Source organism: Pseudomonas sp. FFUP_PS_473 (assembly GCF_002858665.1).
Taxonomy (GTDB): Bacteria; Pseudomonadota; Gammaproteobacteria; order Pseudomonadales; family Pseudomonadaceae; genus Aquipseudomonas; species Aquipseudomonas defluvii.
The window spans coordinates 35,645-49,814 of the sequence record NZ_PJQQ01000014.1; the positions used below are offsets into that span (position 1 = coordinate 35,645).

The following is a 14,170-nucleotide window of genomic DNA, read 5'->3' on the forward strand; positions in this document are numbered from 1 at the left end:
CCAGTTTTGTTGCAGGGCTGAAAATGGCTGATTACAGCCGTTTTACCGGAAGAAGAAGGCTCTAGGGCGGGGATTTTTGCCTTGTCGCGGTGCATCGCGAGCGGGTTTGGTGCAGGGTGGCGCGTTCAGCAGGAGAGGGCAGCTTCTACATCGGGGGGCTGCAGGAGCCGGCGCCGCGTCATGTGAAACGGGCGCCAAGGCGTGCTCCTGCAGTAATGGGGCGTCAGGCGTCGTCAGCCTCGTCCTCTTCGCCGCCCGCTACGTTCATTCCCAGCTCCTTGATCTTCCGGGTCAGGGTGTTGCGCCCCCATCCCAGCAGCACGGCAGCATCCCGGCGGCGCCCTGCGGTGTGTTTGAGGGCGGTTTCGATCATGATCCGCTCAAAACTAGGCACGGCACTGTCGAGCAGGTTCGACTGCCCACGCGCCAGGGCCAGGTCTGCCCACTGCCGCAAGGCCTGCTCCCAGTTGGTGACGGGCGCGGCGTCCTGCGGCAGGTTCAGCAGTTCGGGCGGCAGGTCGCCAATGTGCACTTCCCGACCGGAGGCCATGACGGTGATCCAACGGCAGGTGTTCTCCAGCTGGCGAACATTGCCCGGCCATGGCAGGTTGCGAATGAACTCTTCGGTTTCAGGCTTGAGCAGCTTGGGCTCGACGGCCAGTTCCTGCGCGGCACGGCTGAGGAAGTGCCGGGCCAGGGTCGGGATGTCTTCGCGACGATCCGACAAGCGCGGGATGTGAATGCGGATCACGTTCAGGCGGTGGAACAGGTCTTCCCTGAACTTGCCAGCCTGAACCAGCGTTTCCAGGTTCTGATGGGTCGCAGCAATGATTCGTACATCGACTTTGACCGGCACGTGGCCGCCGACCCGATAAAACTCGCCGTCAGCCAGCACGCGCAGCAGGCGCGTCTGGGTGTCGGCCGGCATGTCGCCAATTTCATCGAGGAACAGGGTGCCGCCGTCCGCCTGCTCAAAGCGCCCGCGCCGCAGGTTGGCCGCGCCGGTAAAGGCACCTTTTTCGTGGCCGAACAGCTCTGACTCCATCAGGTCCTTGGGGATTGCCGCCATGTTCAATGCAATAAACGGCGATGCTGCCCTTGGGCTGTGGCGATGCAGGGCGTGGGCGACCAGCTCTTTGCCGGTACCCGACTCGCCGTTGATCAGCACGGTAATGTTGGAGTGGCTCAGGCGACCAATGGCACGGAACACCTCCTGCATCGCCGGTGCTTCGCCGATGATTTCCGGGGTGCGGGTCAGGCTGGGTGCCACATCCATGCCCTGTTGCTCCTGGGCATGCTGGTTGGCACGTTTGACCAGTGAGACGGCTTCGTCAACGTCGAAAGGCTTAGGCAAGTACTCGAAGGCCCCGCCCTGATAAGACGCAACGGCGCTGTCGAGGTCCGAGTGGGCGGTCATGATGATGACCGGCAGGCGAGGGTACTGCTCGCGAATCTGCGCGAGCAGGTCCAGGCCGCTGGCCCCAGGCATGCGGATATCAGAGATGATCACATCCGGCTGCTGCCGGGACAAACGACCCATGACGCCATCAGCGCTGTCGAAGCTCTGGGTGGTCATGCCTTCCTGCTGCAAGGCTTTTTCCAGAACCCAGCGGATGGAGCGATCGTCATCGACGATCCAGACAGTTTCACTACGGCTCATGAGGACATGGCTCCTTGTTCCAGCGGCAGGAAGATCGAAAAGTTGGTGTGACCAGGGTGGCTGTCACACTCGATCAGCCCTTGGTGCTGGCTGATGATGTTCTGGGTAATGGCCAGGCCCAGCCCGGTTCCGTCTGGACGGCCGCTGACCATTGGATAAAAGATGGTTTCCTGCAGTTCGGCGGGAATGCCTGGGCCGTTGTCGATGATTTCGACCTTGGCCACCAGGCGATGGCGTGTATGGCCAATGGTGAACTGGCGCATGGCTCGGGTACGCAGGCTGATACGGCCCAGGCGCAGTTCGTTCTGGGCGCTTATGGCCTGCATGGCGTTGCGAACGATGTTGAGCACGGCCTGGATCATCTGCTCGCGATCGATCAGGACGTCCGGCAGGCTAGGGTCATAGTCCCGCACCAAGGTGATGCAGCCTTGGCTTTCTGCTTCGACCAGGCTACAGACCCGCTCCAGTACTTCATGGATGTTGGTCATGGCCAGTGACGGCAGCTTGTTCGAGCCCAGCATGCGATCAACCAGGTTGCGCAGGCGATCTGCCTCTTCAATGATGACGTTGGTGTAGTCCTTCAGGCTTTCTTCAGGTAACTCGCGAGCCAACAACTGTGCCGCGCCGCGAATACCGCCAAGCGGGTTCTTGATCTCGTGGGCCAGGCCACGGACCAGCATCTTGGTGGTCTCTTGTTTGGACAGCTGAGCCTCTTCCTTGGTGATCCGCAGCAAGCGGTCCCGCGGATGGACTTCAAGCAACAGCAGGGTCTTTCCGTTGCTCAGGATGGGCGTTACCGCGTAGTCGACGGTCAGGGTCTGGCCGGCCAAGGAGGTGAGCAGGGCTTCGCGTTTAGTGAACGGGTGAGCGTGTTCCACGGCCTGGCGCAAGGAGTTCAGCGCTTCGGTCGATTCCGTGAACAGCTCGCTGATGAACTGGCCATGGCTGCGCTGACCACTGATGGCGAGCAGCATCTCCGCCGCCGGATTCATGTACTCAAGACGCAGTTCGGCATTGAGCAGAATGGTGGCAGTGGTCAGGTTGTCCAGTAGCAGTCGGTGCAGAGCATCGCTGATGGTCATGGGGCGTCGTTGACCTCTTTTGGTACATGACAACCGTGGCTGAAGCCAGGGTCGCGCGCACTGGTAATCCGCTGATACGAAGAAAATGCAAAAAACAAACCAAGGCTCCGAAAAGAAGCGGATTCGCCTGAAAAAGACCTGTATATGCCCAAAAAAGGACTACAAAGCCCTAGGCTTGCGATTTTCTTGAACCAAAATGGGCTGTTAACAGCGGATGCAGGCGGCTCATTGCACCAATATAGAGCATTGAGCCGGGGTCGGTTCTGCATTAAAGGCGTTGCCCGGAAAGAGGCTTCCGAGGGCGCTTCAAACCGCGTTTTCTGTGGGATGCAGGCTTGCCTGCGCTGGCGTCGACGGGTGTGTCGGCGAGTACGTGGTGCCTGCATCGTTGGCAAGCCAACTTCCCGCAGGGCTCAGTGCCAGGCGTCTGGGCTTTGCGTAGGTGACACGTCAGAAACAAGAAAGGCCTCCCGAGGGAGGCCTTTCTTACGCCGCTTGCGCGAGCGTCACGGGATTAGCAGCTGTAGTACAGCTCGTATTCCAGTGGGTGTACGAAGGTGCGAACCTTGATTTCTTCTTCGCTTTTCAGGGCGATGTAGGCGTCGATGAAGTCGTCGCTGAAAACGCCGCCTTTGGTCAGGAACGCACGGCCCTTGTCCAGCTCTTCCAGGGCTTCTTTCAGGCTGCCACAAACCTGTGGGATTTCCTTGGCCTCTTCAGGCGGCAGGTCGTACAGGTTCTTGTCGGCGGCATCGCCTGGGTGGATCTTGTTCTGGATACCGTCCAGACCTGCCATCAGCAGCGCTGCGAAGCACAGGTATGGGTTGGCAGCCGGGTCCGGGAAGCGCGCTTCGATACGACGAGCTTTCGGGCTGGAAACGTATGGAATACGGATCGAGGCGGAGCGGTTGCGCGCCGAGTAGGCCAGCATTACAGGGGCTTCGAAGCCTGGGACCAGACGCTTGTAGGAGTTGGTCGAAGGGTTGGTGAAGCCGTTCAGTGCCTTACCGTGCTTGATGATACCGCCGATGAAGTACAGGGCGGTGTCGGACAGGCCGGCATAGCCTTCGCCGGAGAAGGTGTTCTTGCCTTCTTTGGAGATGGACATGTGAACGTGCATGCCCGAACCGTTGTCACCGTACAGTGGCTTCGGCATGAAGGTAGCGGTACGGCCGTAAGCGTCGGCAACGTTGTGTACGCAGTACTTCAGGGTCTGAACTTCGTCGGCTTTCTTCACCAGGGTGTTGAAACGCACACCGATTTCGTTCTGGCCGGCAGTTGCCACTTCGTGGTGGTGAACTTCGATGACCAGGCCCATTTCTTCCATGGCATTACACATGGCAGTACGGATTTCGTGGTCATGGTCGAACGGAGGAACTGGGAAGTAACCGCCTTTGACGCCTGGGCGGTGACCTTTGTTGCCGCCTTCGACGTCCTGGTCGGACATCCACGAACCTTGTTCGGAGAAGATCTTGAACATCGAGCCCGAGATGTCGGACTTGAATTTCACTTCGTCGAAGATGAAGAACTCTGGCTCCGGGCCGACCAGTACGGTGTCACCGATAGCGGTGGACTTCAGGTACTCCTCGGCACGCTTGGCGATGGCGCGTGGGTCGCGGTCGTAGCCTTGCATGGTCGAAGGTTCGATGATGTCGCAAACGATGATCAGCGTTGGCTCTTCGGTGAACGGATCGAGCACGGCAGTATCGTCGACCGGCATCAGGATCATGTCGGACGCTTCGATGCCTTTCCATCCAGCGATGGAGGAGCCGTCGAACATCTTGCCGGCTTCAAAGAAGTCTTCATCCAGCGCATCACGGGCTGGCATGGTCACGTGGTGCTGAGTGCCTTTGGTGTCAGTGAAGCGCAGATCAATCCATTTAACGTCATGATCTTTGATGAGTTGAACCGACTTCGACATAGTGTCCTCCGGGTGGGGTAGAGCTTGCCTGTGCAGCCCTTGAATTTGGGTGATGCCGGGCGCGAATAGTCCGCCAAGGCAACCTGCCTCACAAGGGAGCAAATTGCATGCCAGTGCCCCGACTTGGGTTTTTTGCCCCAAACATAGGCGTTTGCGCCGTAAATACTGAAAAAGCGGATTTTTTTCGCACTCTTATGATGCGATTTTTAATCAATATGACCTGTTTTGGTGCGTTAGATGCCGTCCGTACAATAGTTGGTCAAACCTTGAGCAATTTCCGCTATAATCCGCGCCCCCCTTTTTCGCTTGGCACATTGCACGCAGTTTTTCATGAAACTAATCGTCAAGATTTTCCCAGAGATCACCATCAAGAGCGGCCCGGTGCGCAAGCGCTTCATTCGCCAGCTCTGCCGCAACATTCGTGTCGTGCTCAAGGACCTCGATCCAGAGCTCGTGGTCAAGGGTGTCTGGGATAATCTCGAGATCATCACTCGCCTGGACGATGAAAAAGTGCAGCGCGAGATGATCGAGCGTCTGTCCTGCACGCCGGGCATTGCGCATTTCCTTCAGGTCGACGAATACCCGCTGGTCGATTTCGACGATATCGTCGCCAAGTGCAAGCTTCATTATGGTGCGCAGCTGGCCGGCAAGCATTTTTCGGTTCGCTGCAAGCGTGCCGGCAAGCACAGCTTCACCTCCATGGATGTCGATCGTTATGTTGGCAGCCAACTGCGCCAGCAGTGCGGCGCCGCCGGGATCGATCTGCGCAACCCTGAAGTGGTGGTGCGTCTTGAGCTGCGTGATGAGCGCCTGTTCGTGGTGCACAGCCAGCACCCGGGCATCGGCGGCTACCCGCTGGGCGCGCTGGAACAGACCCTGGTGCTGATGTCGGGTGGTTTCGACTCTACCGTGGCGGCCTATCAGATGATGCGTCGCGGCCTGATGACCCATTTCTGTTTCTTCAACCTCGGTGGCCGTGCTCACGAGCTTGGCGTAATGGAAGTCGCGCACTTTCTCTGGAAAAAGTACGGCAGCAGCCAGCGTGTGCTGTTTGTCAGCGTGCCGTTCGAAGAAGTGGTCGGCGAAATTCTCGGCAAGGTCGGTAACAGCTATATGGGCGTTACCCTCAAGCGTATGATGTTGCGTGCTGCAACCCGCATTGCCGATCGCCTGGAAATCGACGCACTGGTGACCGGTGAGGCGATTTCCCAGGTCTCCAGTCAGACCCTGCCGAACCTGGCAGTGATCGATTCGGCGACCGAGAAACTGGTGTTGCGCCCGCTGTTGGCCAGCCACAAGCAGGACATCATCGATCAGGCCTACCAGATCGGGACCGCCGAGTTCGCCAAGCACATGCCAGAATACTGCGGCGTGATTTCGGTGAACCCGACCACCTGTGCCAAGCGTCACCGCGTCGAAAGCGAAGAGCGCAGTTTCGACATGGCGGTGCTGGAGCGTGCGCTGGAGCGTGCCCGCCTGATCTCGATCGACAATGTCATCGATGAGCTGGGCCAGGATATTCAGATTGAAGAAGTCAGCCAGGCGTTGGCCGGGCAGGTGGTGATCGACATCCGTCACCCCGACGCCCAGGAAGACCAGCCACTGGTACTCGACGGTATCGAAGTTCAGGTGCTGCCGTTCTATGCCCTGAACAGCCGTTTCAAGGAACTGGATGCTACCCGCCAGTACCTGCTGTATTGCGACAAGGGCGTAATGAGCCGCCTGCATGCCCACCACTTATTGAGCGAGGGACATGCCAATGTGCGTGTTTATCGCCCGGCATAAGACGCCAGGGCTGTATGGCGGCAGCATCCGCCACCGCCCTCCCGACCGGCGGGCCCGTTGAGCGTTTTTCATTCATATTCGCCGCCTAAACTGGCGGCAACCCGAATCCTCTGCTCGAGATACACAAGTGATCGAAAATCTCCGTAACATCGCCATCATCGCCCACGTTGACCATGGTAAAACCACCCTGGTAGACAAACTCCTGCGTCAGTCCGGCACTCTGGAGCGCAACGAGCTCAACGACGAGCGCGTGATGGACTCCAACGACCAGGAAAAAGAGCGCGGCATTACCATTCTGGCGAAGAACACCGCCATCAACTGGAACGGCTACCACATCAACATCGTGGATACCCCCGGCCACGCCGACTTCGGTGGCGAAGTTGAGCGCGTAATGTCGATGGTCGACTCCGTGCTGCTGCTGGTTGACGCTCAAGACGGCCCTATGCCGCAAACCCGTTTTGTGACCAAGAAGGCCTTCGAAGCCGGCCTGCGTCCAATCGTGGTCATCAACAAGGTTGACCGTCCAGGCGCGCGTCCTGATTGGGTTCTGGACCAGATCTTCGACCTGTTCGACAACCTCGGTGCCACCGATGAACAGCTGGACTTCAAAGTCGTCTACGCCTCGGCCCTGAACGGCATTGCCGGTCTGGACCACACCGACATGGCGGAAGACATGACCCCGCTGTACCAGTCGATCGTCGACAACGTACCAGCGCCTTCCGTTGACCGTGACGGCCCGTTCCAGATGCAGATCTCTGCCCTGGACTACAACAGCTTCCTCGGTGTTATCGGCGTTGGCCGTATCGCCCGTGGTCGCGTCAAGCCGAACACCCCGGTTGTAGCCATCGACGTTGACGGCAAGAAGCGCAACGGCCGTATCCTGAAGCTGATGGGTCACCACGGTCTGCACCGCGTTGACGTTGAAGAAGCACTGGCGGGCGATATCGTTTGCGTCAGCGGTTTCGACGAGCTGTTCATCTCCGACACCCTGTGCGACCCACTGAACGTCGAAGCGATGAAGCCACTGACCGTTGACGAACCAACCGTTTCGATGACCTTCCAGGTCAACGACTCGCCGTTCTGCGGTAAGGAAGGCAAGTTCGTCACCAGCCGTAACATCAAGGAACGTCTGGACAAAGAGCTGCTGTACAACGTTGCACTGCGCGTTGAAGAAGGCGACTCGGCTGACAAGTTCAAGGTTTCCGGCCGTGGTGAGCTGCACCTGTCGGTTCTGATCGAAACCATGCGTCGTGAAGGCTTCGAGATGGCTGTAGGCCGTCCTGAAGTAATCATCCGTGAAGTCAACGGCGTCAAGCAGGAGCCGTTCGAGAACGTCACCATCGACATCCCTGAAGAAGCTCAGGGCAAGGTCATGGAAGAGATGGGTCTGCGTAAAGGCGACCTGACCAACATGTCGCCGGATGGTAAAGGTCGTGTGCGTCTGGAGTACAACATTCCAGCCCGTGGTCTGATTGGTTTCCGTAACCAGTTCCTGACCCTGACCAACGGTGCAGGCATCCTGACCTCGATCTTCGATCGCTACGACACCATGAAGTCCGGCCACATGTCCGGCCGTCAGAACGGTGTACTGGTATCGGTTGAGACCGGCAAGGCACTGACCTACTCCCTGGAAACCCTGCAGGCACGTGGCAAGCTGTTCATCGAGCACGGTCAGGACATCTACAACGGTCAGATCGTTGGTCTGAACAGCCGTGACAACGACCTGGGCGTCAACCCTACCAAGGGCAAGAAGCTCGACAACATGCGTGCTTCGGGTAAAGACGAAACCATCGCTCTGGTTCCACCGGTTCGTTTCACCCTGGAACAGGCTCTGGAGTTCATCCAGGACGACGAGCTGTGTGAAGTTACGCCGAAGTCGATCCGTCTGCGCAAGAAGATCCTCGACGAAGGCGAGCGTACCCGCGCTGCCAAGAAAGCCAAGGCTAACTAAGCTCGGCTAAATGAAAACGCCCCCGGTCGAAAGGCCGGGGGCGTTTTTTTATGTGCGTTTGTCGCCAGCCAGGCCGACGACTACCCGTTGGTAGCGCTTAGCGCGCTGGAGGCTTTGGCTTGTAGGCGCAATAGCCCGGCCGAGGGCCGATTTTCGGGTGGTTGCGGCAGGTGTCCGGGCGCTTGTCGTAGATGGTGCAGAGGCGGCTCTTGCGGTCCAGGTACAGGCAATCGTCGTTGCTCATCCGCGCCAGGGTGAAGATGCCCGACTTCTGATTGAAGCGCTCGACAATCCCTTCCTTTTGCAGCCGCTTGGCAACGTTCTTCGGCGGCTCGTCCTTTTCAAATTCGTCGACCACCCCGATACGGATCAAGTCCTTGATGCGCACTTCCACTGGCAGGGTGCAGCAACTGGACATGCAGCCTCCACACATGTGGCTGGCATATTTTTGCCAGGTATCCAGGCGGTCTAGTTCAGCTGCTGCGATCAGGGTCGGTTTCATCGGGTTCGACTTTCGGCGGTCATACGGGCGCGCGATGATACCGGGGTTGGTGAAAGAATGAACAACCATTTGCCGGTTTTTCTCGATGAAAGTTTCTGGCGTCACGCAGAAAACCACGAACCAGGGCTGTCGGTCTGTGCTGGAGCGTCTAGGCTGATAGATCGCACCCGAACGTCAACCTGCTTGAGGACGACGAATGTCTCAGGAAACGCTTGCTCGTGACGAAGAGGTGGCGGCCTTCCGCGCCGCTGTATTGGCCAAACTGACGTATGCGGTTGGCAAGGACCCGGAGCACGCTTTCGACCATGACTGGTTTGAAGCCATTGCCCTGGCGGCCCGTGATCATATGGTCAACCACTGGATGGACCATACGCGGGAGATCTACCGAAGTAACCAGAAACGGGTCTATTACCTGTCACTGGAGTTCCTGATCGGTCGCCTGCTGTATGACAGCCTGAGCAACCTGGGCTTGCTTGACGTTGCACGTGAAGCCTTGACCGGGTTGAACGTTGACCTGGAGCGTATTCGCCTGCTCGAACCGGATGCTGCCCTTGGCAATGGTGGCCTGGGGCGCTTGGCAGCCTGTTTCATGGAAAGCATGTCAACGCTCGGTATTGCGGCGCACGGCTACGGCATCCGTTATGAGCACGGTCTGTTCCGTCAGGCGGTCGTCGATGGCTGGCAACAGGAGCAGACTGAAAACTGGCTGGATTTCGGTAACCCCTGGGAATTTGAACGGGCCGAAGTCATTTACCCCATCAGTTTTGGTGGCAGCGTGGAGACCGTCAAGCAGGCTGACGGATCTTCCCGGCAAGTATGGTGGCCGGCCGAGACGGTACGCGCGGTGGCGTACGACACGCCGGTCGTCGGTTGGCGTGGCGCCAGTGTGAACACGTTGCGCCTCTGGCGGGCGCGGGCGCTGGAAGAACTGCACCTGGAGCGCTTCAATGCCGGTGACCACTTGGGTGCCGTGGCTGAGGTGGCGCGCGCCGAGAGCATTTCGCGGGTGTTGTACCCTGCCGACAGCACCGAAGCCGGTCAGGAGTTGCGGTTGCGCCAGGAGTACTTCTTCGTTTCGGCCTCGCTGCAGGACCTGCTGCGCCGCCACCTGAACATGCATGATGACTTCCTTAACCTGCCCAAGCAGGTGGCGATCCAGCTCAACGATACCCACCCCTCGATTGCCGTGGCTGAGTTGATGCGGCTGTTGGTCGATCAACACGAAGTGCCTTGGGATACCGCCTGGCAGTTGACTGTCGATACCCTGGCCTACACCAATCACACGCTATTGCCCGAAGCGCTGGAAACCTGGCCGGTGGGCCTGATGGAGCGGATGCTGCCACGGCACATGCAGATCATTTACCTGATCAATGCCTTCCATATCGACGCCCTGCGGGCCAAGGGCATCCATGATTTCGATGTACTGCGGGCGGTCTCGCTGATTGAAGAGGACAACGGGCGCCGTGTGCGCATGGGTAATCTGGCGTTTCTAGGGTCACACAGCGTCAACGGTGTTTCGGCGCTGCATTCCAAGCTGATGCGCAGCACGGTGTTTGCCGAACTGCACAAGTTGTACCCCGACCGGATCAACAACAAGACCAACGGCATCACCTTTCGCCGCTGGCTCTACCAGGCCAATCCACGCTTGACCGGCATGATGGTGGAGGCACTCGGTGCCGACTTGCTCGACAACCCGGAGACCCGTTTGAGGGGGCTTGAGCCTTTCGCTGAACAGGCCGGCTTCCGCAAGCGTTTCGCCGAGCAGCGCCTGCACAGCAAGCGGGTACTGGCGCAAATGATTCAGGACCGCTTGGGTATCACCATCAGCCCTGAGGCGATGTTCGATGTGCAGGTCAAGCGCATCCACGAGTACAAGCGCCAACTGCTCAACCTGTTACATACCGTGGCGCTGTATCAGGCGATCCGTGCCGAGCCCGAGACCAACTGGGTGCCAAGGGTGAAACTGTTCGCGGGCAAGGCGGCAGCCAGCTACCACCAGGCCAAGCTGATCATCAAGCTGGCCAACGACATTGCCAAGGTGGTCAATAACGATCCGACGGTGCGGGGCCAGCTCAAGGTGGTATTCCTGCCCAACTACAACGTCAGCCTGGCGGAGAGCATCATTCCGGCAGCAGACTTGTCCGAGCAGATCTCCACTGCTGGTTATGAGGCGTCTGGCACCAGCAATATGAAGTTCGGCCTCAATGGCGCCTTGACCATCGGCACGCTGGATGGCGCCAACGTCGAGATGTCCGAGCAGGTCGGTGCCGAGCACATGTTTATCTTTGGCCTCACCGCCCAGCAGGTCGAAGCACGCAAGCGCAGTGGCGATTTCAGCGCCCATGCCACTGCAGCCGCCTCACACCGCCTCAATGATGTGCTTCATGCCATTCGTGGCGGAGTGTTTTCGCCGGATGATCCATCGCGGTACGTCGGGTTGATCGACTCGCTGCTGGCCTATGACCGCTTCCTGGTGTGCGCCGATTTTGACGCCTACTGGGAGGCGCAGCGGCGCGTAGAGGCGTTGTGGCGCGAACCTGAGCTGTGGTGGCGTTCGGCGGTACTCAACAGTGCGCGTATGGGCTGGTTCTCTTCGGATCGGACCATTCGCGAGTACGCCACCGAGATCTGGCATGCGCTGGAGTGAGTGGCTGCATGTGGCCCGAGGGGGTGAACTCTCGGGCCAATGTGCCGTCTGATCAGACGAGCCCGTCCTATTGCTCGCTAGCGCTTCACTCTCCCTGTAAACTGCGTGGGTTTTTTACTACCCCCTTCCTTCGGAGCCTTACATGTCCCGCGTTACCCTGAGTCGCTATTTGATTGAGCAGACCCGCAGCAACAGTACCCCTGCCGATCTGCGCTTCCTGATCGAAGTGGTGGCGCGTGCGTGCAAGGAGATCAGCCACCACGTCTCCAAAGGCGCCCTGGGCGGCGTCCTCGGCAGCATGGGCACTGAAAACGTGCAAGGCGAAGTCCAGAAGAAACTGGACGTGATTTCCAACGATATCCTGCTTGAGGCCAACGAGTGGGGCGGCCACCTGGCCGGCATGGCGTCCGAGGAAATGGACAACGCCTACCAGATCCCGGGCAAATACCCGAAGGGTGCCTACCTGCTGGTGTTCGACCCGTTGGACGGCTCTTCGAACATTGACGTCAACGTGTCGGTCGGCACCATCTTTTCGGTACTGCGTTGCCCGAATGAGTACCTGAGCCAGAACGAAAGCCTGAACGAGAAAGCCTTCCTGCAGCCAGGCACCAAGCAGGTTGCTGCCGGTTACGCGATCTATGGCCCGCAGACCATGCTGATCCTGACCCTGGGTGATGGCGTCAAAGGCTTCACCCTGGATCGCGAGCTGGGCAGCTTCGTCCTGACTAACGAGAACATCAGCGTGCCGGAAAGCACCGCCGAGTTCGCCATCAACATGTCCAACCAGCGTCACTGGGAAGCCCCGGTACAGCGCTATGTCGGCGAGTTGCTGGAAGGCGAAACCGGCCCGCTGAAAAAGAACTACAACATGCGCTGGATCGCGTCGATGGTTGCCGATGTGCACCGCATCCTGACCCGTGGCGGCCTGTTCATGTACCCACGTGACTCCCGCGAGCCTTCCAAGCCGGGCAAGCTGCGCCTGATGTACGAAGCCAACCCGATGTCGTTCATCATCGAGCAGGCCGGTGGTGCTGCCACTGACGGTCATCAGCGTATTCTCGACATTCAGCCAGACAGCCTGCACCAGCGCGTTGCAGTGTTCCTCGGCTCCAAGCAGGAAGTCGAGCGCGTGACCGGCTACCACAAGGAGTAATTCCATGCTCGCACCTTGGCAGCCGTTACTGGAGTGGTGGTTCGGTTGGGGCACCAGCCCTCAAGACGTGGCTGACGAGAAGAGCACCTTGTGGTTCGGCAAGCACCACGATGCCGAGGCGCATGAGCGCTTCGGTGATCTGGTCGAGCAGGCACTGGCTGGCGGCCTGGATGAGTGGTTGCAAAGCCCTCAGGGTTGGTTGGGCCTTGTGTTGTTGCTGGATCAACTGCCGCGGATGATCTATCGCGATACGCCGCGAGCCTTCGATGGCGACCGGCGCGCACAGGTGCTGGTGATGCAGGGCCTGGACAAGGCCTGGGATTATCAGCTGTTGCCGATCCAGCGGGTGTTCATCCTGCTGGTGCTGGAACATGCCGAAGTGCTGGACTGGCAGAATATCTGCGTCGAGCGTTACCGGCTGTTGCTGGCGGCTCAGCCTGAGTCTGATCGTCGCCTGTTCGAGGGTTTTCTCGATTATGCCGAGCAGCATCAGCGCGTCATAACCCGTTTCGGGCGCTTCCCGCACCGCAACCTGGTACTCGGTCGGCCCAGCACCGACGAGGAAATGGACTTCCTGCTGGAGCCGGGCTCTCGGTTCTAAGGCACAACGCCGGCCTGGCCGGCGATGCAGCGCTGTTTAGATCCTGAAACTGCCGACCAGATGTTTCAAGCGTGTGGCCTGGTGTTCCAGGTCATTGCACGCCTGCAGAGTGGTTTGCAGGTTTTGCACCCCTTCCTGATTCAGCGTGTTGATCTCGGTGATGTCGACGTTGATCGACTCCACCACGGCGGTCTGCTCCTCGGTGGCCGTAGCGACCGATTGATTCATGCCATCGATCTCGCTGATCCGCTGGGTCACACTGCCCGGGCGCTCACCGGCCTGATTGGCGATACCGACACTGCGTTCACTCTGGCTCTGGCTTTCGGTCATGGTGTTGACCGCATCCCGCGCCCCGCTCTGCAGTTCTTCGATGATCCGTTGTACCTGCTGCGCTGAGTCCTGGGTGCGATGGGCAAGGTTACGCACTTCATCGGCCACCACCGCGAAACCACGCCCGGCTTCACCGGCACGCGCTGCTTCGATGGCAGCGTTAAGCGCCAGCAGGTTGGTCTGTTGGGAAATGCCACTGATGACGTCGAGGATTTGCCCGATGTTCACCGTGTTGGCGTTCAGGGTTTCGATATTGCCGCAGGAGTCGCTGATCTTCGTCGACAGCTGATTCATCACCGAAATGGTTTGATCAACCACCTGCTGACCGTCTTCGGCCAGGTTGCGCGCTTCACTGGAGTGTTGCGACGCTAGCGCGGCGTTTTGCGCGATCTCCTGTGCGGCGGCGCCGAGCTGGTTGATGGCTGCAGCAACACTGTTGGTCCGGCTGGCCTGCTGGTCGGCATTCTGAATCGAGGCGTTCGAGGCGCTGACCACGCGGGTGGCTACTTCATTGACCTGGCCGGTAGCCGAGGACACT

10 protein-coding genes are annotated in these 14,170 nt (G+C 59.1%); 5 read left to right on the top strand and 5 right to left on the bottom strand.

Features of this window, described 5'->3' with window-relative positions; genetic code table 11:
- Positions 1 to 223 precede the first annotated feature (223 nt).
- From ntrC to glnA, 3 genes are all read right to left on the bottom strand, one after another.
- Complete coding sequence (gene ntrC / locus CYD26_RS11680) at positions 224 to 1,660, bottom strand: nitrogen regulation protein NR(I) (RefSeq protein WP_099773352.1); 1,437 nt, start codon at positions 1,658 to 1,660, stop codon at positions 224 to 226.
- Positions 1,657 to 2,742 (bottom strand): nitrogen regulation protein NR(II), encoded by a 1,086-nt coding sequence (gene glnL, locus CYD26_RS11685; RefSeq protein WP_065761548.1) that lies wholly within the window; start codon positions 2,740 to 2,742, stop codon positions 1,657 to 1,659. The genes ntrC and glnL overlap by 4 nt, the downstream gene beginning before the upstream one ends.
- 514 nt (positions 2,743 to 3,256) lie before the next feature.
- A complete protein-coding gene (gene glnA / locus CYD26_RS11690; RefSeq protein ID WP_065761549.1) occupies positions 3,257 to 4,663 on the bottom strand; it encodes a glutamate--ammonia ligase in 1,407 nt (468 codons plus the stop codon).
- A 330-nt stretch (positions 4,664 to 4,993) separates the two neighbouring features.
- On the opposite strand from glnA, the gene thiI reads away from it, so the two are divergent.
- Both thiI and typA read left to right on the top strand, forming a co-directional pair.
- Positions 4,994 to 6,448: a tRNA uracil 4-sulfurtransferase ThiI gene (gene thiI, locus CYD26_RS11700; RefSeq protein WP_102052678.1), complete on the top strand. Its 1,455-nt coding sequence runs from the start codon at positions 4,994 to 4,996 to the stop codon at positions 6,446 to 6,448.
- Between the two features lie 127 nt (positions 6,449 to 6,575).
- Positions 6,576 to 8,399 carry a translational GTPase TypA gene (typA, locus tag CYD26_RS11705; protein ID WP_099773353.1) on the top strand — a complete coding sequence of 608 codons (1,824 nt, stop codon included), beginning with the start codon at positions 6,576 to 6,578 and terminating at the stop codon, positions 8,397 to 8,399.
- A 97-nt stretch (positions 8,400 to 8,496) separates the two neighbouring features.
- On the opposite strand, the gene CYD26_RS11710 is transcribed toward typA, so the two are convergent.
- Positions 8,497 to 8,901, bottom strand: a complete 405-nt coding sequence (locus tag CYD26_RS11710; RefSeq protein ID WP_065760654.1) for a YkgJ family cysteine cluster protein — start codon at positions 8,899 to 8,901, stop codon at positions 8,497 to 8,499.
- A gap of 196 nt (positions 8,902 to 9,097) precedes the next feature.
- On the opposite strand from CYD26_RS11710, the gene CYD26_RS11715 reads away from it, so the two are divergent.
- The 3 genes from CYD26_RS11715 (at position 9,098) to CYD26_RS11725 (ending at position 13,302) form a co-directional block, all read left to right on the top strand.
- The gene (locus tag CYD26_RS11715; RefSeq protein WP_102052679.1) at positions 9,098 to 11,548 is read left to right on the top strand and encodes a glycogen/starch/alpha-glucan phosphorylase; all 2,451 of its coding nucleotides are present in this window, start codon (positions 9,098 to 9,100) and stop codon (positions 11,546 to 11,548) included.
- A 142-nt stretch (positions 11,549 to 11,690) separates the two neighbouring features.
- Complete coding sequence (locus CYD26_RS11720; protein WP_065760634.1) at positions 11,691 to 12,701, top strand: class 1 fructose-bisphosphatase; 1,011 nt, start codon at positions 11,691 to 11,693, stop codon at positions 12,699 to 12,701.
- Positions 12,702 to 12,705: 4 nt separating this feature from the next.
- A complete protein-coding gene (locus tag CYD26_RS11725; RefSeq protein WP_065760635.1) occupies positions 12,706 to 13,302 on the top strand; it encodes a DUF924 family protein in 597 nt (198 codons plus the stop codon).
- 36 nt (positions 13,303 to 13,338) lie between these two features.
- Here CYD26_RS11725 and CYD26_RS25900 read toward each other — a convergent pair whose 3' ends face one another.
- The gene (locus CYD26_RS25900; protein ID WP_371917219.1) at positions 13,339 to 14,169 is read right to left on the bottom strand and encodes a methyl-accepting chemotaxis protein; all 831 of its coding nucleotides are present in this window, start codon (positions 14,167 to 14,169) and stop codon (positions 13,339 to 13,341) included.
- Position 14,170 lies beyond the last annotated feature (1 nt).